The sequence below is a fragment of the Alloyangia pacifica genome, from assembly GCF_900116195.1.
In the GTDB taxonomy this organism is placed as follows: Bacteria; Pseudomonadota; Alphaproteobacteria; order Rhodobacterales; family Rhodobacteraceae; genus Salipiger; species Salipiger pacificus.
Map to the genome: position 1 here is coordinate 252510 of NZ_FOZW01000001.1, position 22858 is coordinate 275367.

General features: G+C 67.6%; 22 protein-coding genes. 12 read left to right on the plus strand and 10 right to left on the minus strand.

Going from position 1 to position 22858, the window contains the following annotated elements; genetic code table 11:
- Nucleotides 1-31: 31 nt before the first annotated feature.
- Complete coding sequence (gene xth / locus BM397_RS01260; RefSeq protein ID WP_092426342.1) at nt 32-841, minus strand: exodeoxyribonuclease III; 810 nt, start codon at nt 839-841, stop codon at nt 32-34.
- Between the two features lie 329 nt (nt 842-1170).
- Between xth and BM397_RS01265 the strand changes: the two genes are divergently transcribed.
- From BM397_RS01265 to BM397_RS01295, 7 genes are all read left to right on the plus strand, one after another.
- Nucleotides 1171-1506 carry a DUF6749 family protein gene (locus BM397_RS01265; RefSeq protein WP_092567347.1) on the plus strand — a complete coding sequence of 112 codons (336 nt, stop codon included), beginning with the start codon at nt 1171-1173 and terminating at the stop codon, nt 1504-1506.
- Nucleotides 1507-1643: 137 nt separating this feature from the next.
- A complete protein-coding gene (locus BM397_RS01270; RefSeq protein ID WP_092426337.1) occupies nt 1644-2717 on the plus strand; it encodes a DUF6902 family protein in 1074 nt (357 codons plus the stop codon).
- Nucleotides 2714-3592: a DMT family transporter gene (locus tag BM397_RS01275; RefSeq protein WP_092426334.1), complete on the plus strand. Its 879-nt coding sequence runs from the start codon at nt 2714-2716 to the stop codon at nt 3590-3592. The genes BM397_RS01270 and BM397_RS01275 overlap by 4 nt, the downstream gene beginning before the upstream one ends.
- A 310-nt stretch (nt 3593-3902) precedes the next feature.
- Nucleotides 3903-6578 carry an alanine--tRNA ligase gene (gene alaS / locus BM397_RS01280; protein WP_092426331.1) on the plus strand — a complete coding sequence of 892 codons (2676 nt, stop codon included), beginning with the start codon at nt 3903-3905 and terminating at the stop codon, nt 6576-6578.
- Between the two features lie 22 nt (nt 6579-6600).
- Nucleotides 6601-6885: a DUF1330 domain-containing protein gene (locus BM397_RS01285; RefSeq protein WP_092426329.1), complete on the plus strand. Its 285-nt coding sequence runs from the start codon at nt 6601-6603 to the stop codon at nt 6883-6885.
- Nucleotides 6885-7172, plus strand: coding sequence for a DUF1330 domain-containing protein (locus BM397_RS01290; protein ID WP_092426326.1), 288 nt, complete (start codon nt 6885-6887; stop codon nt 7170-7172). Before BM397_RS01285 ends, BM397_RS01290 begins: the two co-directional genes overlap by 1 nt.
- The gene (locus tag BM397_RS01295; protein ID WP_245696114.1) at nt 7169-7654 is read left to right on the plus strand and encodes an MOSC domain-containing protein; all 486 of its coding nucleotides are present in this window, start codon (nt 7169-7171) and stop codon (nt 7652-7654) included. The genes BM397_RS01290 and BM397_RS01295 overlap by 4 nt, the downstream gene beginning before the upstream one ends.
- Before the next feature lie 169 nt (nt 7655-7823).
- Here the strand turns inward: BM397_RS01295 and typA are convergent, their stop codons facing one another.
- Nucleotides 7824-9641: a translational GTPase TypA gene (typA, locus tag BM397_RS01300; protein WP_092426323.1), complete on the minus strand. Its 1818-nt coding sequence runs from the start codon at nt 9639-9641 to the stop codon at nt 7824-7826.
- A gap of 63 nt (nt 9642-9704) precedes the next feature.
- Entirely contained in the window at nt 9705-10034 is a 330-nt protein-coding gene (locus BM397_RS01305) for an SMR family transporter (RefSeq protein ID WP_092426321.1), read from the minus strand.
- 169 nt (nt 10035-10203) lie between these two features.
- Here BM397_RS01305 and BM397_RS01310 point away from each other — a divergent pair, with 169 nt between their 5' ends.
- Complete coding sequence (locus BM397_RS01310) at nt 10204-10827, plus strand: hypothetical protein (RefSeq protein ID WP_245696113.1); 624 nt, start codon at nt 10204-10206, stop codon at nt 10825-10827.
- 128 nt (nt 10828-10955) lie between these two features.
- Nucleotides 10956-12617: a methyl-accepting chemotaxis protein gene (locus BM397_RS29185; protein ID WP_256218704.1), complete on the plus strand. Its 1662-nt coding sequence runs from the start codon at nt 10956-10958 to the stop codon at nt 12615-12617.
- A gap of 128 nt (nt 12618-12745) precedes the next feature.
- Here BM397_RS29185 and BM397_RS01320 read toward each other — a convergent pair whose 3' ends face one another.
- The 6 genes from BM397_RS01320 to BM397_RS01345 form a co-directional block, all read right to left on the minus strand.
- The gene (locus BM397_RS01320; RefSeq protein ID WP_092426318.1) at nt 12746-13609 is read right to left on the minus strand and encodes an ATPase; all 864 of its coding nucleotides are present in this window, start codon (nt 13607-13609) and stop codon (nt 12746-12748) included.
- A 103-nt stretch (nt 13610-13712) separates the two neighbouring features.
- Complete coding sequence (locus BM397_RS01325; RefSeq protein ID WP_092426793.1) at nt 13713-14558, minus strand: DMT family transporter; 846 nt, start codon at nt 14556-14558, stop codon at nt 13713-13715.
- 56 nt (nt 14559-14614) lie between these two features.
- On the minus strand, nt 14615-14887 hold the full coding sequence (locus BM397_RS01330; RefSeq protein WP_092426315.1) for a putative quinol monooxygenase: 273 nt from the start codon (nt 14885-14887) through the stop codon (nt 14615-14617).
- A 257-nt stretch (nt 14888-15144) separates the two neighbouring features.
- A complete protein-coding gene (guaA, locus tag BM397_RS01335; protein WP_092426313.1) occupies nt 15145-16710 on the minus strand; it encodes a glutamine-hydrolyzing GMP synthase in 1566 nt (521 codons plus the stop codon).
- A gap of 92 nt (nt 16711-16802) precedes the next feature.
- Entirely contained in the window at nt 16803-17753 is a 951-nt protein-coding gene (locus BM397_RS01340; RefSeq protein ID WP_245696111.1) for a delta-class carbonic anhydrase, read from the minus strand.
- Between the two features lie 182 nt (nt 17754-17935).
- Nucleotides 17936-18619, minus strand: coding sequence for a DUF2270 domain-containing protein (locus BM397_RS01345; protein WP_092426310.1), 684 nt, complete (start codon nt 18617-18619; stop codon nt 17936-17938).
- 193 nt (nt 18620-18812) lie between these two features.
- Between BM397_RS01345 and BM397_RS01350 the strand changes: the two genes are divergently transcribed.
- Nucleotides 18813-20357, plus strand: a complete 1545-nt coding sequence (locus BM397_RS01350; RefSeq protein WP_092426308.1) for a trimethylamine methyltransferase family protein — start codon at nt 18813-18815, stop codon at nt 20355-20357.
- Nucleotides 20358-20373: 16 nt separating this feature from the next.
- On the opposite strand, the gene BM397_RS01355 is transcribed toward BM397_RS01350, so the two are convergent.
- Nucleotides 20374-20658, minus strand: a complete 285-nt coding sequence (locus BM397_RS01355; RefSeq protein WP_092426305.1) for a DUF6477 family protein — start codon at nt 20656-20658, stop codon at nt 20374-20376.
- A 228-nt stretch (nt 20659-20886) separates the two neighbouring features.
- Here BM397_RS01355 and BM397_RS01360 point away from each other — a divergent pair, with 228 nt between their 5' ends.
- Both BM397_RS01360 and BM397_RS01365 read left to right on the plus strand, forming a co-directional pair.
- On the plus strand, nt 20887-22008 hold the full coding sequence (locus BM397_RS01360) for a DUF6456 domain-containing protein (RefSeq protein ID WP_092426302.1): 1122 nt from the start codon (nt 20887-20889) through the stop codon (nt 22006-22008).
- 154 nt (nt 22009-22162) lie between these two features.
- Nucleotides 22163-22810, plus strand: coding sequence for a hypothetical protein (locus tag BM397_RS01365; RefSeq protein WP_092567349.1), 648 nt, complete (start codon nt 22163-22165; stop codon nt 22808-22810).
- The last annotated feature ends 48 nt before the right edge of the window (nt 22811-22858 follow it).

A 22858-nucleotide genomic window follows, 5' to 3' on the forward strand; every position in this document is an offset into this window, starting at 1 on the left:
ATGGGGGCGTGGCGGTTCGAGGCGGGGCGGCTCAGATATCCAGCTCGACCCAGACCGGCACGTGGTCCGACGGCTTGTCGCGGCCGCGGATGTCGCGGTCGATGCCGCAATCCACCATCAGATCGGCGCAGGAAGGGGTCATCAGCACGTGGTCGATGCGGATGCCGTTGTTCCGTTGCCACGCCCCGGCCTGGTAATCCCAGAAGGAATAGTGCCCCGGCCCCTGCACGCGGGCGCGGAAGGCCTCGGTGAATCCGAGGTTGAGGATGCGGCGGAAGGCGTCGCGGCTCTGCTGAAGATAGAGCGCGTCCTTCTCCCAGGCCTGCGGCTTGGCAGCATCCTCGGCCTGCGGGATGATGTTGTAGTCGCCCGCCATCAGGGCGGGGGTCTCATCGGCCAGAAGCTGCTGCGCGCGGGCGTGCAGCCGGTCCATCCAGTCCAGCTTGTAGCCGTATTTGCCATCGCGGATCGGCTGACCCTCTGCGTCGAACTCCACCGGGTTGCCGTTGGGCAGGTAGAGCCCGCAGAGGCGCACGGCTTCCTTCTCGCCCACGACCGTCGCCTCGATCCAGCGCGCCTGCTCGTCGCTGTCGTCGCCGGGCAGGCCGCGGCTGACATCCTCGAGCGGGTGCTTGGAGAGGATCGCCACGCCGTTGAAGCTCTTCATGCCGTGGGTTTCGACGTTGTAGCCGCGCTCCTCGAAGAGTTCGCGCGGGAAGGCCTCGTCGACCGATTTGATCTCCTGCAGCAGCGCGACATCGGGCTGCGCCTCGTCGAGCCAGTCCCCGAGCGCGCCGACGCGCGCCTTGATGCCGTTGATGTTGAAGGTGGCGATCTTCATCTGGTGCCCTCCGGAAGTTGCGCCAGCTATCGCGCAAAGCCGGCAGAGGGACAAGTCCGGCTGTCCGGATTACCCGGCGATTCGGGCGAGTCGCACTGCGATTCGGGGCCAATTCACGGTCTTGGCTGACGCGAAGGAAACTATCCCCAGAAAAGATCTTTCTGTGGGGAAGCGAGATTGTCGCCAAGAGCGTATGAATTGTAAGTTATTGTTTCTGTGAAAAACTCCTGTATTAATCTACCTTAACAAGAAACCATATTGCCTGAAGCACGCATCGCAAGAAACCCTGAAGCACGTTTCTCGTGCCAATCCAACCAGGGAGCTCTTCCATGACTGCTCAACTCAAGCAAACCGTGACCGAAGCAACTCAGGCATCTGTCGAACACGACCTGTTCGCCGGAGAGGGCTGCGCCATGTTCACCTCGGGTGCCGCGCCCTTTGGGAGCGAAACGCTGCTCGGCCATGGGGCGGAGATGTTCACCTCGGGGGCCGCTCCCGCGGGGGCCGAGATCGCCTCGGGCGAGGGCGCCGCGCTCTTCACCTCGGGGGCCGGGCCGGTGACCTCCGCGGGCGAGGCCGTGGGGCTCTTCACCTCGGGCGCCGCGCCGCGCGGCTCGGAGATCGGTGCGGGCGAGGCCACCGCGCTCTTCACCTCGGGCGCCTGACGCCTCGCGGAACGGGCGGGCACCGCTGTGGTGCCCGCCTGTCCCCCGGCGCACGTCGCGCGCGGCCCGCCAGTCCGGCCCCGTGACCCGCGCCCTGCTTCTTTTTCCGCTCTTCCGCGCGCAGAAAGGCCCCTCGCATGTCCAATATCGTCGCTTTTCGCCCGGCTCCCCGCGTTGCCGCCCCGAACGATCGCGTCGCAGCGCTGATCGCCTGTTTCGCGCATCATCGACGCCACGAGGAGGATGTCTTCTGGCTCAAGGAAAACGCGGAACTGCTGAACATCCTCGAATGCACCGGGGCGAAAGCGCGGGGCTGGGTCCGCCCGAAGGCGCTGCTGCCGCATGCGGAGTTCTACGCCTCCGCCGAGGAGCGGCTGTCCTTTTTCCCGCAGTACTATCGCTTCCTGCTGTCCATGGTGCTCGACCTCGAAGACCTGGGCATGTCCGGGAACGCAGGTGCACGCATGGCCGAAACCGTCCGCTCCGCGGGGCTGCCCGGGGCCGAACTTTCGGACCTGCAGCGCATGGAGGCGCGGCGACTGCTGGCGCGTCGCGGCGTCGCGGGCCCGGCGGACCCCGGCCTGGAAGACCGGCTGCGCGCCTTTTGCGCCCGGCCCGGCACCTTTGCGCTGCCCAACAAGAAGGCGGCCTACGAGCTGACCCACATCGTTTTCTACCTCAGCGAATACGGGCGCCGCGATCCGGGGCTGGGACAAGAGGCGCTGACCAGCCTTCAGTTCACCGGCCACCTCGCCTTTCTCGAGCAGAATTCCGACCTGCTGGCCGAGGTCTGCATCGCGCTGCACTACGCCGGGGAGAAGCCGCCCTCGCTTTGGACCCGCTGGCTGGGTCGAGAGACGGATCTCTTCAGGTCGGATCAGGCCACGCAGGGACCGCTGCAGGACGGCTACCACGACTTTCTCGTCTGCAACTGGCACCTGGCGTCCATGGGCGAGGAGCCTTTCCGCAAGGCGCTTGAGCCGGGGCCGATGCGTTTCGAGCGGGCGCGGGGGCGCGTCGCCCCGCTGCGCGAGCTGTCGCGGGCGCTGCTTGCAATGAAGGGCGGGCGCTGCGCCGACTGGCCGGTGATGCGCCGCCGCATGCACGGGGTGCTGCCGCCCATGGTGCTCGATCTGCTCGATGCCATGGCGCGCGAGACGGCGCAATTCGACGCCTTCTTCGAAGGCTTCGCCCGGGCGGGCCGGACATGAGAGCGGCGCTTACCGGCGCCGCGCTGGTTGCGCTCTACACCGCGCTCATCGCCGCGGCGGACGGGATCACCAAGCTGATCGCCGGCGGCTATGCCGCGCCGCAGTTCTTTGCCCTGTCCTCCGGGATGGTGCTGGTCTTCGCGTTCGGCGCGGCGCTGAGGCAGGGGCCACCGCGCTTGGTGCTCGGCGTGGCGAGCCAGGGGACAATGGCACTGCGCGCGCTGTTGACCGTGCTCGCCGCCGTCGGTTTCTTCCAGGCATTCCGCCTGTTGCCCTTCGCCGATGTCTTCCTCTTCATCGGGCTGATGCCGCTCATTGCCGCTGCGCTCTCGGGCGCGGCCCTGGGCGAGCCGGTGCGTCCCGCCGCCTGGCTGGCTTTGGGGGCAGGGGCCTGCGGCATCCTCTTCCTGATGCCCGAGGGCCGGGCGGGACTGGACGCGGGTCATCTCTGGGCGCTGCTGGCGGCGCTGTCGGGGACGGGCTCGATGGTGGCCGCCCGCGCCATCGCCCGGCGCGAACGCAAGCCGTTGGCGCAGGTCTTCTGGCCCAACCTTGCACTGGCGCTGGCCATGGGCTTGGCGCTGCCCTTCGTCTGGCAACCGATGCCGCTCGCGGACTGGCTCTGGGTGACGGGCTACGCGCTCGTCCTTTTCGGCGCGCGCTATGTCTCGGTCGAGGCGCTGCGACTGCTGCCGGCCTATGTGGCGACGCCGCTGATGAACCTGCAGTTCATCTGGATGGTGGGCATCGGCTTTTTCGGTTTCGGCGAGCTGCCGGGCCCCGGCGCCATGCTCGGTGCGGCGCTGGTGATCGGTTCGGGGCTTTGGCTGGTGGCCGACGAGGCCCTGCCGGGGCAAAGAGTGCGCCGCGTGTAGGCCATACGCGGGTCGGTCCGGAAGCAGGGCCAAGGCTCGCCGGGTCAACGCCTGCCGGTCCCGGCGGGCGCATTGGCTCCTCCGCACGACGTGCACGCACTCTCTTGAAGTGGAAGCAACCGAAGGCTGAACTCATCCTGTGCAGCGCCACCTTGAGCGCAGGGGCCCACCGGCCCGCGCCGCACCTTTCGATCGGGGTCTCTCGGCAGCACCTCATACCCTAACGCTTTTCGCGGGCGGCTTATGGACAGGGGCGGGATGGGGATATACACCCGTCCGGAACCCGCAGACGAGGCGCAAGAGAACACCCATGCCCACGCTGAACGACATTCGCTCGACGTTTCTGAACTACTTCGCCAAGCAGGGCCACGAGATCGTGCCCTCGAGCCCGCTTGTCCCCCGCAACGACCCCACGCTGATGTTCACCAACTCCGGGATGGTGCAGTTCAAGAACTGCTTCACCGGGGTGGAGAACCGCGACTACAAACGCGCCACGACCGCACAGAAATGCGTGCGCGCCGGCGGCAAGCACAACGACCTCGACAACGTGGGCTACACCGCGCGGCACCACACCTTCTTCGAGATGCTCGGCAACTTCTCCTTCGGCGACTACTTCAAGGCCGAGGCGATCCCCTTTGCCTGGGAACTGGTAACCAAGCACTTCGACATCTCGCCCGAGCGTCTCTACACCACCGTCTATCACACCGATGACGAGGCCTTCGAGCTGTGGAAGAAGATCGGCGTGCCGGAAAGCCGGATCATCCGCATCGCCACCTCGGACAACTTCTGGCAGATGGGGCCGACCGGCCCCTGCGGCCCCTGCACCGAGATCTTCTTCGACCACGGCGAGAAATTCTGGGGTGGCCCTCCGGGCTCGCCCGAGGAGGACGGCGACCGCTTCATCGAGATCTGGAACGTCGTTTTCATGCAGAACGAGCAGTTCGAGGACGGCTCGATGCGCGCGCTCGACATGCAGTCGATCGACACCGGCATGGGCATCGAGCGGGTCGCGGCGCTGCTGCAGGGCACCAATGACAACTACGGCACCGACCTGATGCGCGCGCTGATCGAGGCGTCGGCCGACGCCACCAGCAGCGATCCGGACGGCCCCGGCAAGACCCACCACCGGGTGATCGCCGACCACCTGCGTTCGACCTCCTTCCTGATCGCCGACGGCGTGATGCCCTCCAACGACGGCCGCGGCTACGTGCTGCGCCGGATCATGCGCCGGGCCATGCGCCACGCGCACATGCTGGGCGCCAAGGACCCGGTCATGCACCGTCTGGTGCCCGCTCTGGTCCGCCAGATGGGTGCGGCCTATCCCGAACTGCATCGCGCGCAGGCGCTGATCGAAGAGACGCTGAAGCTGGAGGAAACCCGCTTCAAGCAGACGCTCGACCGCGGCCTCAAGCTGCTCGACGACGAACTTGTCGGTCTCGGCGAGGGCGCCAAGCTGCCCGGCGAGGCGGCCTTCAAGCTCTACGACACCTATGGCTTCCCGCTCGACCTGACGCAGGACGCCCTGCGCGAGCGTGGCCGCGAGGTCGACACCGAGGGCTTCGACAAGTCGATGGCCGAGCAGAAGGCCAAGGCCCGCGCGGCCTGGTCCGGCTCGGGCGAGGCTGCGGATCTCACCCTCTGGTACGACATTGCCGAAGAGAAGGGCGCGACGGACTTCCTCGGCTATGATGCCGAGACCGCCGAGGGTCAGATCCTCGCGCTGGTCAAGGACGGCGCCGCGGTCGACAAGCTGGCGGAAGGCGAAAGCGGCTGGGTCGTGCTGAACCAGACGCCGTTCTACGGCGAGAGCGGCGGCCAGGTCGGCGACAAGGGCTGGCTGCGCCGGCTCGAGGATGAAGACGATCAGGCCGAGGTCACCGACGCGCAGAAGCTGGCGGGCGGCAAGCTCACCGGCCACATGGTGACGGTGAAATCGGGCACCTTTGCCAAGGGCGATACGGTGGCCGTCGAGGTCGATCACAAGCGCCGCGGCAAGATCCGCGCGAACCACTCGGCGACCCACCTGCTGCACGAGGCGCTGCGCCGCGCGCTGGGCGATCACGTCGCACAGCGTGGCTCGCTGAACGCGCCCGACCGCCTGCGTTTCGATTTCTCGCACACCAAGGCACTGAGCGCCGCAGAGATCGCGCAGGTCGAAACCGAGGTGAACGCCTTCATCCGCCAGAACTCGGCGGTGAGCACCCGCATCATGACCCCCGACGACGCCCGCGCCCTCGGCGCACAGGCACTCTTCGGCGAGAAATACGGCGACGAGGTGCGCGTGGTCTCCATGGGCACGCTCTCGGGCTCCGGCAAGGGCTCGGACGGCCAAACCTATTCGCTCGAGCTCTGCGGCGGCACCCATGTCGCGCAGACCGGTGACATCGGCATGTTTGCCCTGACCTCGGAATCGGCGTCCTCGGCCGGCGTTCGCCGCATCGAGGCGCTGACCGGCGAAGCCGCCATGGCCGCGCTGCGCGGCCGCGACAAGGCGCTCTCGGGTATCGAGGGGCTGCTGAAGGTCACTGGCGAAGAGGCGGTCACCCGTGTCTCCGCGCTGCTCGACGAGCGCCGCAAGCTCGAGAACGAGGTCGCCCAGCTGCGCCGCGATCTCGCCATGGCCGGCGGTGCCGGGCAGGGCGGCGGTGCCGAAGCGCGTGAAGTGAACGGCATGAAGTTCGTCGGCCAGGTGCTCTCGGGCGTCTCCGGCAAGGACCTGCCGCCGCTGATCGACGAGCACAAGTCGCGGCTTGGCTCGGGCGTGGTGCTGCTGATCGCCGACACCGGGGACAAGGTGGCCGTGGCCGCCGGCGTCACCGAGGACCTCAAGGCCACCGTCTCGGCGGTGGACGTGGTCAAGGCGGCGGTCGCGGCGCTCGGAGGCAAGGGCGGCGGTGGCCGTCCCGATCTTGCGCAGGGCGGCGCCAAGGACGCCAGCGAGGCCGAGGCGGCCATCGCGGCGGCCGAGGCGGTGCTGGCAGGCTGATCACAGGCTTAGGGAGGAGCTTATGACCGCTTATATCATCGCCCGCATCGAGGTCACCGACCCCGAGGAATATGCCGTCTATGCCGGCCAAACCGTTGCGCTCGCCGAGGAATTCGGCGGGCGCTTTCTCGTGAAGGGCGGCCCGCAGGCCTTCGTCGAAGGCGAGGGGCCGGGCCGGCACGTGGTGGTGGAATTCCCAAGTCGCGTCGCCGCTGAACGTTGGTACAACTCGCCCGAGTACCAGCGCATCCTGCCCGTCGCCCTGCGCGCCTCGACGCGCGATCTCGTCATCGTGGAAGGAGTCTGATGCCCGCTCTCTGGATCGCCCATGTCACCGTCTCCGACGAGGAGGCCTACGGCAAATACGCCAAGCTCGCCGGTCCCGCGATCGCCAAGCACGGCGGCGCCTTCATCGCCCGCGGCGGCCGCTACGTGCAGCTCGAAGGCAAGGACCGGCCGCGCAATGTCGTGGCGAAATTCCCCTCGGTCGAGGCCGCCGAGGCCTGCTACCATTCGCCCGAGTACCAAGAGGCGCTGAGCCACGCGCGCGGCGCGTCGGAGCGCGAGCTGCTGATCGTCGAAACCAGCGAGTGAAAAGCTCCGGTGAGCCGGGGAGCCTGAAGGCCCTGCTGGCAACACATCACGCGCCGGGCCGGCTCGACTGGATCGGCCTGCGCGCAGCCCGGCTCGCGCCGTTACAGTCCGTCCGCGCGGTACGGATCACCGAGGCCGGGCTGGACGGCGACCATGGCCGCACCGGCAAGCGCGCGGTCACGCTGATCCAGGCCGAACACCTGCCGGTCATCGCGGCGCTCTGCGGCCTCGAGGCAGTGACACCCGCCGTGCTGCGCCGCAACCTCGTCATCTCAGGTATCAATCTTTCGGCCCTGCGCGGGCAGGAGATTCTCCTTGGCGAGGTGCGCCTGCGCCTCACCACGGTCTGCGCGCCGTGCTCGCGGATGGAAGCGGCACTGGGGCCGGGAGGCTACAATGCCATACGCAGCCACGGCGGCTGGTGCGCAGAGGTGATCTCGGGCGGCGGCATCTCCCTTGGCGACAGCCTGCTCCCAGCCTGACCGTCACCGCCTCGCACGCCACAAGTAGCCACGATGGACGGAAAAAGCGCGGCCTTGAAGGACCGCGCTCACATCTTCTTCTCTTTCCAAATACGCCCGGGGGGCCGGGGGCGGAGCCCCCGTTCTGCCCGGTGTCCGGGGGCAGGGCCCCCGAGATCGTGGCGCGGCCTTACTGGCTGCGCGACTGGCGCTTGCGCTCGTGCGGGTCGAGGTAGCGCTTGCGCAGGCGGATCGCGTTCGGGGTGACTTCCACCAGCTCGTCGTCGTTGATGTAGGCGATGGCCTCTTCCAGCGACAGGGTGATCGGCGTGGTCAGACGGACCGCTTCATCGGTGCCCGAGGCCCGGACGTTGGTCAGCTTCTTGCCCTTCAGCGGGTTCACTTCCAGGTCGTTGTCGCGGCTGTGCTCGCCGATGATCATGCCGGTGTAGACCGGTGCCTGCGCCCCGAGGAACATCTTGCCGCGGTCCTCGAGGTTCCACAGCGCGTAGGCCACGGCCTCGCCGTTCTCCATAGAGATCAGCACGCCGGCGCGGCGGCCTTCGATCGGGCCCTTATGCGGGGTCCAGCCGTGGAACACGCGGTTGAGAACGCCGGTGCCGCGGGTGTCGGTGAGGAATTCGCCGTGGTAGCCGATCAGGCCGCGCGACGGCACGTGGCCGACGATGCGGGTCTTGCCGGCGCCGGCGGGCTTCATCTCCACGAGCTCGCCCTTGCGCGGGCCGGTGAGCTTCTCGATGACCGCACCGGTGTACTCGTCATCCACGTCGATGGTGACTTCCTCGACCGGCTCCATGCGGGTGCCGTCTTCTTCCTTCATGATCACCTGCGGGCGCGAGATCGACAGCTCGAAGCCCTCGCGGCGCATGTTCTCGATGAGGACGCCCATCTGCAGTTCGCCGCGGCCGGACACCTCGAAGGCCTCGCCGCCCGGGGTGTCGGCGATCTTGATCGCGACGTTGCCCTCGGCTTCCTTCATCAGGCGCTCGCGGATGACGCGCGACTGCACCTTCTTGCCGTCACGCCCCGCAAGCGGGCTGTCGTTGATGCCGAAGGTCACGGTGATGGTGGGCGGATCGATCGGCTGCGCGTCGAGCGGCTCATCCACGGCGAGCGCGCAGATGGTGTCGGCCACGGTCGCCTTGGTCATGCCGGCGAGCGAGACGATGTCGCCCGCGAGACCCTCGTCGATGTCCGCCTGCGCGAGGCCGCGGAAGGCCTGAACGCGGGTGACGCGGAACTGTTCGATCTTCTGGCCGACGCGGCTGATCGCCTGCACGGTCTGACCGACTTTGACCCGGCCGGTCTCGATGCGGCCGGTGAGCAGGCGGCCGACGAAGGGGTCGCTGCCCAGCGTGGTCGCCAGCATGCGGAAGTCTTCGTCCTGGTGCTTGATCTGCTTCGGCGCCGGCACGTGGTTGACGATCAGGTTGAACAGCGCATCGAGGTTCTTGCGCGGGCCGTCAAGCTCGGCATCCGCCCAGCCGTTGCGGCCCGAGGCGTACATGTGCGGGAAGTCCAGCTGGTCTTCATCCGCGCCGAGCGAGGCGAAGAGGTCGAAGCATTCGTCGAGCGCGCGGTCGGGCTCGGCGTCGGGCTTGTCGACCTTGTTCAGCACCACGATCGGACGCAGGCCGAGGGCAAGTGCCTTGGAGGTCACGAACTTGGTCTGCGGCATCGGGCCTTCGGCGGCGTCCACCAGCAGCACCACGCCGTCGACCATGCTCAGGATACGCTCGACCTCGCCGCCGAAGTCGGCGTGGCCGGGGGTGTCGACGATGTTGATGCGGGTGTTCTTCCACTCGACCGAGGTCGGCTTGGCGAAGATGGTGATGCCACGCTCGCGCTCGAGATCGTTGCTGTCCATGGCGCGCTCGGCCACGGCTTGGTTCTCGCGGAACGCGCCGGACTGTTTGAGCAGCTCGTCCACCAGCGTGGTCTTGCCATGGTCAACGTGTGCGATGATCGCGATATTGCGCAGGTCCATAGGAATGCCTTTGAAGGGAGGTTTGCGCGCGAGTTAGCCGGGGAAGGGGGAAATTGCCAGCACTTAATGCGGCGAGGCCCCCGAAAACAGGTGAATCACGAGGATCCCGGCGACAATCAGCCCCATTCCGAGAACTGCCGCAAGGTCCAGCTTCTGCCCGAAGGCGACGAGGCCGATCAGGGAGATGAAGACGATCCCCAGCCCGGACCACATGGCGTAGGCCAGACCCACGGGCATGGCGCGCAGCACGATCGACAGCAGGTAGAAGGCCGCAGCATAGGAGATGACGACGATCGCCGAGGGCAGCGGCCGGGTGAACTGCTGGCTGGCCTGCAGCGCGGCGGTGCCGATGGTTTCGGCCAGAACTGCGAGGGCGAGGGTGAGGTAGGGCATGACGGTCTCCGGCGGCTGACGGCCCTTTCTGGACCGGCGCGTTGGCGCCTGCAAGCGGACGGCGAGGGACGCAGAGGGAAACGTTCGTGCCCGGAAATCGGCGCGCCTTAACTTCACGTGAGGAAATCATCTCTAGACGGAGGCAGGAGAGTTTTTGCGGAGGTGTCCCATGTCAAACCGTCGCCCGCCCAACCGGCGTCACCGCCCGCGCCACGCGCGATACGCGGCCCTCGCCCTTGCCGTGGCGCTCCTGCCAATTGCGTCGCCGCCCGCCCGCGCCGAGGCGCTGTCGCCGCAACTGCAGGCGATCGTGACCCAGTACGTGGGGCCGTTGGTCGGTGATCCGGCGCTGATCGCCGCGGTGCGCGCGCAGAACGCGGAAACTGCCGACTACGACGAGGCCGGGATCGCGGCGCTGGACGCCCACTGGAAATCCGAGATCGGCGCATCCGAGATTCCGACCATCTCGAAGGTCTGGGGCAATGCCGTGGCCGACCAGCTGCGTGCGCAGGTCGAAGCCTCCGGCGGGCTGATCCGCGAAGTCCTTCTGATGGATGCGCGCGGGCTCAATGTCGCCGTCTCGCACCTGACCTCCGACTACTGGCAGGGTGACGAGGACAAGTATCTCGAAACCTACCCGCACGGGGCCGGGGCGGTGCACCTAGGCCCGGTGGAATTCGACGAATCGAGCCAAGTTTACATGCAGCAGCTGTCGATGACCGTCAGCGATCCGCAGAGCGGCGAGCCGCTGGGGGCGCTGACCATCGGGCTCGACGCGGAGCGGCTCCCATGAGGGTGCGTGCATTTTGGCGGCGCAAGCGAGGGAACAGGACAGGGGGAGAGACGCGGGCCGAGCCAAGGACTGGTGCGGGATTTCGGCGCTCCCTTGGGTCGGTCTTCGCGCAGGTGGCGGGGCTTGTGGTGCTGTCGAGCCTGGTCGTCGCCCTGGTGCTCGCGGTGCAGGTATGGCGTCTCAGCGACAAGGTGACCGGGAGCGGGATCGCCGCGCTGGCACGGCAATCGGTCGAAGCCACGGCAGCCAGCCTCCTGCCTTCGGTGCGGTTCCGCGACGATGCGCGGCTGGAACAAATCCTGCAGGAGAAAGCCAGGACTGCCGCAGGGGACCTCCTGGGCGGCCTGGTGCTGGGCGCGAATGGCGAGGTGCTCGCGCGGACGGGCGACCTGGGCGAGCGCGAGCCCGACCTTCTCGCATCGGCGCAGAAGGCCCTGGCGGAGGGAGGGGAGCACGGCAACTTGCGAAATTTCGTTGCGACCGAGTCGATCGCGCTGCGGGGAGAGGGCGCGCCGCTCGGTGCGCTGGTCATGGCCTGGACCGATGGCGCCATGCGCGCGTCGATCCTCCGCGACAAGCAGATCATGCTGGCCAGCGCGGCAGCCAGCCTGTGCATCATGCTGGGCGTGGCGCTGGTGCTCCTGCGTCGTATTGTGCTTGCACCGCTGAGCGCGCTGCGTCGGGGGATGTCGCGGGTTGCAGCGGGGGACTACGACGTCACCCTGCGCGCCGAGCGGCGCCGCGACGAGTTTGGTGAACTGGCGCGCAATTTGGCCGACCTCACCAAGACCCTGGCACGTGGCCGAGATGCGCAGGAGGCGCGCGGACGCGCCCATGAGGCGCAGAACCAGGTGGTGTGCCACCTGAGCGATGCGCTCGATGCGCTCGCAGGCGGATCGCTGCGCCATGTGATCGCCGAGGAGTTCCCCGATGAATACGAAGAGTTGCGCGGCAATTACCACCGCGCGGTCGAGAGCCTGCGCGCCACCATGACCGAGGTGAATTCCGGCGCGCTCAACATTCACAGCAGCGCCGAGGAAATCGCCCGCGCGTCCGACGACCTGTCGCGGCGCACCGAGACCCAGGCCGCCACGCTCGAACAGACAGCCGCCGCGCTCGAGGAGATGCTGTCCCGGGTCCGCGAGGCGGCGCAGTCGGCCCGGGAGGCCGAAGGCAGCGTGCAGACCGCTTCTAAACTCGCGGATCAGAACGGCGAGGTCATGCGCTCGGCGATCGAGGCCATGGGCGGCATCGAGCGCAGCTCGCAGCAGATCAACGAGATCATCGGGGTGATCGACGACATTGCCTTTCAGACCAATCTCCTGGCGCTCAACGCCGGGGTCGAGGCGGCGCGCGCCGGGGCTTCGGGGAAGGGGTTTGCCGTTGTGGCCTCCGAGGTGCGCGCGTTGGCGCAGCGCAGCTCTGACGCGGCGCAGCAGATCAAGACCCTGATCAGCGGCTCGGCCGACCGCGTCCGCGACGGGGTGGAACTGGTCGAGCGCTCGGGCGAGGCCCTGGGTGAGGTGGTCGCCCAGGTGAGCCAGATCGCGACCTTGGTCACAAACATCGCCGGGGTCGCGGCCGAACAGGCGCAGGGGCTCAACGAGATCAACGTCGGGGTCAGCAATCTCGACCGTGTCACGCAGCAGAATGCCGCCATGGTTGAACAGAGCACCGCGGCGGCGCACATGCTGCGGGGAGACGCGGGGCGGCTCTCGGACCTGATGCGCGGCTTCAACGTCGGCGATGCCCAGGCTGCGCAGCCGGCCGGCAGAAGCGCCGCCGTCTGACCCCGAGCGGCCCGGTGGATGCACGGTGCCAGGGCCCAGTGCAGGGCTTGGCATCGAGATCACAGCTCAACCGCCTGTTCAGGCCTTGGGGGGCGATGGCTGCTCTGCTTGTGCTGGGCCGCCGGGCCTCAGGCTCTGGCGTCGATGGCTGCGGCAACCACCGCGACGAAATCCGCCTCGTCACGTACCGTGGCCATGTCAGAGGCCTCGACCGTCACGCCCCAGTTGCGCGCCATCTCCTCGTAGCGTGGCTGCCGGTGGGCCAGCGCCTGGGCGTAGGTCCAGCGGATGAAGTCATCCGGATCGACCGCGGTCTCGGAGATGCCCTTTTCATCGAGATAGCGCGTCCAGGCCGCTTCGAGGAACTCGGGCTGGTAGGCCATGGGCTTTGGCGCACGGTCGAAGCGCCGGATCAGCTCTTCGGTGTGCGCCTCGCTGCCGCGGATCCAGACCATCAGCGCCTGGCGCGACAACTCGCCCAGGATCGGGTCGCGCGGATCGCCGGCGTTCACCCATTCGCAGATCGACCCACCGGTGTCGCAGACGAAATGCGGGTAGCCGTAGAGCTGTTGCGCGCGCTCGATGAAATATCCCGTATCCAGAAGCGCCTGTTCCTCGGCGCGGCGGAACTGGTCCTGGCGGATGCGGTAGCTGTCCATTGCCATGCCGCCCTTGGCCGGATCGCCGGGCTTGCCAAGGTAGGTGGAGACCGGGGTCAGATTCTCGAAGGTGATGTTGGAGCCGATATAGATCGAATCCGACAGCAGCAGTTCGCGCAGGAACGGGTTCTTCATCGCCTCTGCCTTGGCATTGTCGGCGATGTATTCGCCCATGTAGCGCGTGCCGATGCGGTAATCGATCGAGTAGTGGAACCAGTCGCCGGATTGCCGCAGCATTGACGAGACATGGGTCTTGCCGAGTCCCGACATGGCAAACAGCACCACGTGCCTGCGCGCGGCGTCGCGCCAGTCGGCGGCGGTTTCATACAGCATGGGTCGGCTCCTGGTTCGTCTGTCCCGACAGGTACTTGCGCCCGCGTCCGGCGTCAAACCCTGCTGTCATCCCTGCGGCCAGTCCCGGCGATGCCCGCGCGTCTCATCCTGCGGACGGCCGGGCCGCGCGGGTCTCGCGCAGGATGTTGGCGTAGTTGGCGGCAAAGATCAGCGCCGCGCCCAGCAGCACCCAGGGGTCCAGCGGCTCGGCGTAGAGCAGCATGCCGACGATGGCGATGACCGGCAGGCGGGTGAAGTCGATCGGCATGACCACCGAGGCCGGAGCGAGGCCGAGCGCGGTGGTCAGGCAGTAGTGCGCGCAGAGCCCGGCGACGCCGATGACGATCACTCCGGGCACCGCCTCGGCCGAGGGCAGCGCGATGTCGCCGTCGAAGCCGGCGCAGACCAGGCCCATGACCGCCTGCGTCAGCGTCAGCCAGAACAGGATGCACAAGGTGCTGTCGGTGCGGGTGAGCTTGCGGGTGAAGATCGCCGAGCCGGCAAAGCCGATCGCCGCGCCCGCGGCGGCGAAGAGGCCGGGCGAGAGCGTCTCGGGCGAGGGGCGGGTGACGATCAGGATGCCGAGGAAGCCGACCAGCGCGGCGAGGCTGCGCGGCCATGTCAGACGTTCTCCCAGTACCAGCGTCGCCAGCAGCATTGCCCAGATCGGGCCGGTGAACTCCAGCGCGAAGACCTGCGCCAGCGGGATCACCGTGATCGCGTAGAACCACAGGTTCTGACCGGTGAAATGGCTGATATTGCGGATGATATGGGTGCCGATATGGCGGGTTGCGACGGTCCGGCGCTTGCCCGTCAGCGTCACGATACTGCTGATGATCACCACCCCGAGCAGCGAGCGGTAGAGCATGATTTCAAAGGTGTCGAGCCCGGTGCTGACGTAGCGTCCGGCCACCGCCATTGCGCTGAACGAGACAATCGAGCCGACCATCCAGAGCGCGGCCCGCGGCACGGCGCCGGGGGCGGTTCCGGGGGCAAGCGGCGCGCTCACAGGTCGGCCACGTCGTAGTCGCGCGGCAGGTCGCCGGTGATGCGAAACCAGGCGCTGGCGCGGGTGCGGGTCTGATGCGCGTCGAAGGCGGCGCGGCTCTGGAACAGCTCCGAGACCTCGAAAACTCCGTCCTCGGTCTCGCGCAGCTCGAAGAAAAGGCAGCCGGCCTCGGCGCGGGTCAGGCGGATGTGTTCATCCATTGCGGCGCGCACCTCGTCGCAGCGCTCGGGCGGCGCGGTCATGCGGCCGGTCAGCTGCACGGCGCTCATGTCGCGCTCCCGGCCGATTGATGCCTGGAAAACCTGTACTTGGGGAAACGGTGCGGCTGCACGAAAACTCTGGTCGTCATGGGGGTCCTCTCCGCTGCGGACACTGGCTCGGTGATCCGGCAGGGGCAAGGGGCAATCGCCCGAGTGCGGCCCGAGGGGCGGCGCGATGTGCTCTGGATGTCCATACCCCGCACGGCAGCGTTGCGAGCGAATACAAAAGGGGCCGGGTTTCCCCGGCCCCGAATGTTACGGCGCGATCATTCCCACTCGATGGTGCCCGGGGGCTTCGAGGTGATGTCGTAGGTGCAGCGATTGATGCCCTTCACCTCGTTGATGATCCGCGTCGCGGTCTCGCCGAGGAACTCGTGGCTGAAGGGATAGTAATCCGCCGTCATGCCATCGACCGAGGTCACCGCGCGCAGGGCGCAGGCGTAGTCGTAGGTGCGGCCGTCGCCCATCACGCCCACGGTGCGCACCGGCAGGATCGCCACAAAGGCCTGCCAGATCTCGTCGTAGAGACCGTGCTTGCGGATCTGGTCGATGTAGACCGCATCCGCCTTGCGAAGGATGTCGAGCTTCTCGCGGGTGATCTCGCCGGGGCAACGGATTGCCAGACCCGGGCCGGGGAAGGGGTGGCGGCCGATGAAGCTGGCCGGCAGGCCAAGCTCGTGACCCAGCGCGCGCACCTCGTCCTTGAAGAGTTCGCGCAGCGGCTCGACAAGCTTGAGGCCCATCTTCTCCGGCAGGCCACCGACGTTGTGGTGCGACTTGATGGTGACCGAGGGGCCACCCGAGAAGCTGACGCTCTCGATCACGTCGGGGTAAAGCGTGCCCTGCGCGAGGAAGGTCGCGTCCTCGATCTGGTCGGCGTATTTCTGGAACACGTCGATGAACAGCTTGCCGATGATCTTGCGCTTGGTCTCGGGGTCGGAAACGCCCTCCAGCTCGCCAAGGAACAGGTCCTGCTCCTGCGCGTGGATCACCGAGAGGTTCATGTGGTCGCGGAACATCGCCACGACCTCGTCGGCCTCGTTCAGGCGCAGCAGGCCGTGATCGACGAAGACGCAGGTCAGCTGCTCGCCGATCGCCTCGTGCAGCAGGGCCGCGGTGACCGAGCTGTCGACGCCGCCCGAAAGCGCGCAGATGACCTTGGACTCGCCCACCTGTTCGCGGATCTTGCGCACCGCTTCCTCGCGGTAGGCGTCCATCGTCCAGTCGCCGGTGAAGCCGGCTTCCTTGACGAAGTTCTCGTACAGGGTCTTGCCGTTCGGGGTGTGATGCACCTCCGGGTGGAACTGCACGGCGTAGAACTTGCGGCTCACGTCGGCGGTGATCGCGAAGGGCGCGCCGGGGGAGGTCGCGTAGACCTCGAAGCCGGGGGCGATCTCCGAGACGTGGTCGCCGTGGCTCATCCACACCTGTTCGCGGCCGGTGCCGTCGAGGAACCAGCCTGCCAGCAGGTCGAGGCGGTCTTCCTTGGGCGTCACGTAGGCGCGGCCGAATTCGGCGGTGTGGCTTTGGCCGGCTTCGACCTTGCCGCCGAGGTCGTGCATCATGACCTGCTGGCCATAGCAGATGCCGAGGATCGGAACGCCGAGCTCGTAGGCGGATTTGGGCGGGCGAGGCGAGCCCTCGCGCGTCACGCTGTCGGGGCCACCGGAGAAGACGATGGCCTTGGGGGCGAAGTCCTTCAGGAACGCATCTGTGACGTTCTGATAGGGGTGGATCTCGCAGTAGACGTTCAGCTCACGCAGGCGCCGCGCGATGAGCTGCGTCACCTGGCTACCGAAGTCGATGATAAGGAGGCGATCATGCTGGGTCATGCGGCTGCTTTAGGCGGGCCGCGCCTCGCGCGCAAGAGGCTGGGTGCCGGGCGGACGCAATTGCCGCCCCCGGCTTGTGCCGTAGCGCGGGCTCAGTCGATCTGGCTGAGCAGGGACGGGGCGGTGACCAGCCGGCGCACGCCATGGCTGTGGCTTTCATCGAAGACATTGCCCATGGCGGCCCAGGCATCCAGCGACGAGATGTCGAGCCGGGCGCAGCGCGGACGCACCGACCACGTGACCTGCAGCGGCGAGCAGGTCTGCTGGTCGTAGCTGGGCCCGGTGGTCGAGCCGCGGAACACCACCGGCGCGCCGGTGCCGGTCGGCAGCGCACGGGCCTGATGGCGACCCTGGCGCATGGTGCCGAGGTAGATGAAATCCCGGAAGTCGAGTGCATTGGGGTCGTTGACCACCAGGAAGACCTGCGCCTCCACCCGCAATTCCGGGTTCGAGCAGCTGTCGGACAGGCAGGCGCCGAGCCCCGGGCCGGGCGTTACGTCGCAGGACGTATGGACCCAATGCACCTCGATCGTATCGCCGGGTTCCACGCCCTCGAACCGGGCGGGGCCTCCCTCAGGTCGCGACAGCTCGGCGGCGCTCAGCGAGGCCGAGCCGGCGCATTTGAAGCCGCCGTTCTCTTCGGGGCCGGCGTAGATGGAGAAGCCGGGTCCGAGGTGCTCGGCATTGGTATGGGTGTGGATGTTGCACAGGTTCAGCTCATCCGGCGGCGGGGCCAGCCCGAAAGAGACGGGGTTGCTGCCGAACGCATTGCCGATGTCGCGCGGCGTCTGCGGGCCGAAGCCCTGGCAGAGCGCGCCGGACTCCGGAGCCGGGGCATGGCTGTCGGCGCTCGCCTGGACGGCGGCTGCATGCCTGGTGTCGCCATGCGCGGGCGCCGCCGCGCCATGATCCGACGTGCCATGATCCGATGCGGCGGCGGGTTCCGCGGGGGGATAGGTCACCTTGCTCTCGGCCAGCGCCGGCAGCGCAAGATGGGGCGCGCAGGCCGCTGCGAGGAGGAGTGTGGTTGCGAGCGGTTTCAAGGGAACTCTCCTTCGTTCTGGAGCGGCTGGGTCGCCGCCTGTGCGGGGTGTCCTGAAGCCACTGTGCTTCCTGTGGCTCTCTCCATTAGGCCGGGTGACTGCTGCCTGCGATCTGGTGCCGGCGTGGCGATCCTGCAGCGCAGGTCTGAATCCACGATTAATGAGCTCCCGCAGAGCGCGGGTCAGTAGATCGCGTCGGGCAGCGAGAGCCCTTGTTCGCGCCGAGCCGTGCGGTCGACCGAGAGGGACCAGAGCGCCAGCGCGGCGAAACCACCGGCGTAGATCGCCCCGCCAAGCGCCATCGCCTCGCCAGGGATCGCACCGACCGCGGCACGCTGCATCGCCTGCTCGAAGCTCTGGACCGTGCTGGGATGCACGGTGATCTTTCCCACGAAAGCCAGCAGCTGGATCAGCATGATCCACAGGTAGCTGCGCCGGATGCGCCGCCCCATGGCGTGCAGGTAGGAGATGCCGAACTCGGGGTGCGCGTAGTCCTGTTGCAGCGCGATGGCCCAGTCCGGTTGCGCTGATGTCCGGTCTCCGAGGATCGGGCCGTAAAAATTCACCTCCATGCTGCGGAAACGCTCGCGCCAGAGGTCGCAATAGCGGTAGCGCCGTGCCTCGAGGGTGAGGAAGAACAGGTTCGAGATACCCACGAGCACCAGCGGAAGCGGCGAGGCATCCGGGGCGGCATAGGCGATGGAGAGCGCGACGCCCAGTGTCACCACAGCCCAGTTGGTTGTCGTGTCCAGGCGGGTGCGCCAGACGGTACAGCGGTGAACCTCGCTGCGGTAGAGATGCGCCAGCGCACCGATTTCGGCGCCGTCGAGCGGCCGGCCGCTGATTTCAAGCTGCGTGTCCTTCATCTGATCCCCCGGTCTGCCGAACGCGGCCACCCACCCGGAAAAAGATCTCTAGCCGATACATGTTAAGGGGACGTTTCCTCGTCCGCGGGGCGCGGCATGTCGCATTTGGCCGCGAGGGGGCGCAAACTCGTCTCTGGTCACCCGGGGGCTGGGCTACTACTGATCGGGCATGCGAAGGAACGGGAGAGGCGCCATGTCTGAGACGGAAACGCGGAAACGGACACGCAGCGGCGGCGGGGCAGCACGGCGCGCGGCACGCGGCTCGGCCCGGGTCGAGACGGCCCGTTTCATCGAGCGCAACATTCCCAACTTCGAGCTGTTGACCGAAGAGGCGCTGGAGATGATCGAGGCCGGTGCCGAGACGGTGCTGGAAGAGATCGGCGTCAACTTCGTCAACAATCCCGGTGCGTTGGCGCTGTGGAAGGAAGCAGGGGCCGAGATCGAGGGCGAGCGCGTGCGCATCCCGCGCGGTCTGGCGCGGCGGCTCTGCGGCCATGCGCCCTCGCGCATCACCCAGCACGCCCGCAACCCCGAGCGCAGCGTCGAGATTGGCGGTCGCTCGCTGGTGCTTGCGCCGGTCTACGGACCGCCCTTCGTGCATGACGCCGAGAACGGGCGGCGCTACGGCACGATCGAGGATTTCCGCAATTTCGTGAGGCTCGGCCAGATGTCACGCTGGCTGCACCATTCGGGGGGCACGGTCTGCGAGCCTACCGACCTGCCGGTGAACAAGCGCCACCTCGACATGCTGCACGCGCACATGACCCTGTCCGACAAGCCTTTCATGGGCTCGGTGACCGAGCCGAGCCGGGCGCAGGACAGCGTGGACATGTGCGGCATCCTCTTCGGCGAGGAGTTCGTGCAGCAGAACACCGTGATGACCTCGCTGATCAACATCAACTCGCCGTTGACCTTCGACGACACGATGATGGGCGCGCTCGAGGTCTATGCGCGCAACAATCAGGCCTGCATCGTCTCGCCCTTCATCGTCGGCGGCGCGATGGCGCCGGTCTCCGTGGCCGGCACGCTGACGCAGGTGCTGGCCGAGGCCATGGCGGGCATCGCTTACGCGCAGTTGGTGCGCAAGGGCGCGCCGGTGATCTTCGGGGCCTTCGTCACCTCGATCGACATGAACTCCGGCGCGCCCACCTTCGGCACGCCCGAGGCCTCGCAGATCAGCTACGGCGTCGGCCAACTGGCGCGGCGGCTGGCGCTGCCCTACCGCTCGGCGGGCGGTTTCTGCGGTTCGAAACTGCCGGATGCGCAGGCCGGCTACGAGAGCGCCAATTCGCTCAACATGGGGTTGCAGGCCGGGGTGAACTTCATGCTGCATGCCTGCGGCTGGCTCGAAGGCGGGCTGGTGGCCTCCTACGAGAAATTCGTGATGGATGCCGACCAGCTCGGCGCCCTGCACAAGATGGCGCAGGGGGTTACCGTCGACGAGGCGACGCAGGCGCTGGGCGCGATCCGCGAGGTGGGGCCGGGCGGGCATTTCCTCGGCTGCGCCCACACGCAGGAGAACTTCAAGACCGCCTTCTGGCGCTCCGAGCTGTTCGACTACAAGCCCTTCGAGACATGGTCCGAAGAGGGCGCGCGCGACACCATGCAGCTCGCATCGGCGCGGGTGAAGGCGCTGCTCGACAGCTACGAGCAGCCCGCGATGGACCCGGGCGTGGCCGAGGCGCTGGCCGACTACGTGGCGCGCAAGAAGGCCGCGGTGCCCGACGCTTTCCTCTGAACCGCCGCGCAGGTCGTCAGGCTGGCGCCTGAAGCGCGCGAGCCTCGCCGATGATCGCCGCCAGCACCTCCACGTGCCGCGCCGCCGAGTAGCCTGCTGCGCGGGCCAGTCGCCCCGCGTCGATCTCGGCTTCCAGTTCCATCAGGCGCAGCAGCGCAGCGCCGTGGCGCGTCGGACCGGGCGCGCCAAGCAGCCTCGGCAGATGCGCGTCGCGCTGGTACTCCACCGCGCCGTAGCGCGCTGCGCGGACCAGAAGGCGGGGGCGGCGCAGCGCGCCGAGAAGGCTCTGGATGTCCTGCATCGATCGTCTCCCATGCGATGAACAGGGACACAGACTGGCACAGGATCCGGGGATGTTGCCGCAGCGAAACCTGCTGCGCGCGCGGGCTTAACCGAAGTTTATAATTTGTGGATAACTCTCGTAAATTACGAAAAAGATTAACTTTTAGATAACTTCGAGGCGAGCAGTTTTCAGGTTCACTTTCGTAAATCCTGCGCAAGCAGGGGGTTAACCTAGGGGACTTGTTCAATGATCCGATGCCACGAACTTGCCAAGAAGCCCAGCCTTCCGACGTGGGTGCCAGAGATGGCCCGCCTCTATCTTGCGCACACAGAAGAGGGGCAGGGCATCCGCGCGCTGGCGCGGTCCGCGGGCTGCCATGCGTCGACCGTCCTGCGCCAGGTGCGGCGGATGGAGACGCTGCGCGACGATCCTCTGGTGGACGAGGCGCTGCGCAGGCTGGGGGCCGGACATCCGGCCACAGCCAAGCTTTCCGAGGAGGTCGTCAGGATGAAGCAGACGCAGCAAGCCCCCGGGGCGAAGGAGGCGACGCCGGATGCGGCCACGCTGGCGCGCGAGGCGCGCCGCGTGCTGCGGCGCCTGTGCGAAAGCGGCGCCGTGCTGGCTGTGGCGGCGGAAATGGACAAGGCGGTGGTGGTCCGTGACACCGGGGAGGGCGGCTCGGCCCGCACGGCCGTGGTCGAGGCGCCGGTGGCCGAGGCCATGGCGCTCAAGGGATGGATCCGCTGCGACGCGCCGGGCCGCATCTCGCGCTATCGCATCACCCCTGCGGGGCGCAGCGCACTGGGGTTGCTGCTGGCTGAACAGGAGAGCCGGCTGCGCGGCTTCGCCGAGGCGCAGGCCGGTTTCGACAGTGGCCGCGAGGCCGAAGTGGCATTGGCCGAGGAAGAGGCCGACCCGCGGGGCCGTCGCCGCTACGCGGTGTCGGAAAGCCCGCTGGCCGCGCTTGCCCGGCGGCGCGACCGGGATGGCCGGCGCTTTCTGGACGACGCCCTTGTACGCGCCGGCGAGCGGCTGCGCGAGGACTTCGAACTTGCGCAGATGGGCCAGCGCATGACGCAGAACTGGGATCATTTCCTGACCGCCGGTGTGAGGCCGGGAGCGGCGGACCTCTCGCCGCAGGGTGCCGAGGCGGCACGGGCGCGGTTCACCGGCGCGCTGCGCGACCTGGGTCCGGGGCTCGGCGACGTGGCACTGCGCTGCTGCTGCTACCTCGAGGGGCTGGAGGAGACCGAACGCAACATGGGCTGGGCGGCGCGCTCGGGCAAGGTGGTGCTGCGCATCGCGCTGCAACGTCTGCGGCGGCACTACCAGGAAATGGAAGCCTCGGGCGGCGGGCTGATCGGCTGAGACCCCGCGCGCCCCCGCCGATCACCGCGGGGGCGCTGTTGCGCGCGAGGCGCAGTCTCTATGCACTTCTGCAAGGGTGACGTTGTTTTTATGAAAACTCACTCCGACTTGCGACAATCTCTTTGGTTGTGAAGGGCTAAACCGGGGGTGCGTCGTGAGCCGCAGGGATATCGTTATCTGGGTGATCTTGCTGGATGCCCTCTGGCTGGGCGCCATGTTGCGGCCCGACTGGATTTCCTGGGTTGTCGCGCTGAATGCGTCGGTGACCTTCGGCGCCTGTACATTGGTGCGCTGCGTGATGGACAGGCGAGCGCGGTCTCGCGTCGCCGAGCCCCAAATCAGCGGCAATCCGTCCGGTCCACTCCGCTTCCCGGTTTCACGGCGGATCATGCGCAGCCTGGGCTGGGCCCTTTGGGGGATGGGCCTTGCCGGCTTCGTTCTGATCGGGATCGAGGGGGTGGCAAACACCGAACTCAAGGTCGTGCTTGCGACGTTTCTCTTGTGCCCGATGGGGCTGTTCCTTCTCAAGGGCGGCAGAAACGTGCGTGAGATCGAGGTCAATGGACAGGAAGTCCGCTTCCGTCCGGTGGGCGCCGCGGTGCCGCTGGGCGAGGTGGCGGCGCTCAGGCCCGCACAGGCGGGCAAAGCTGCAAGCCTAATAGAACTGGACATGAAATCCCCGCGCGGTCGCTACATTCCCGGCGCGATCCTGCAGTGGAAAACCGGCTGCAAGCTCAATGTCGTGGGCTGCGATGCCGCGGCGGTGCGCGCGGCCCTGGAGCAGCGGGTCTCCGGCCACTAGGCCGCCGCGAAGGAAAAAGGGGCGGAGCCAATGGCACCGCCCCCTCCG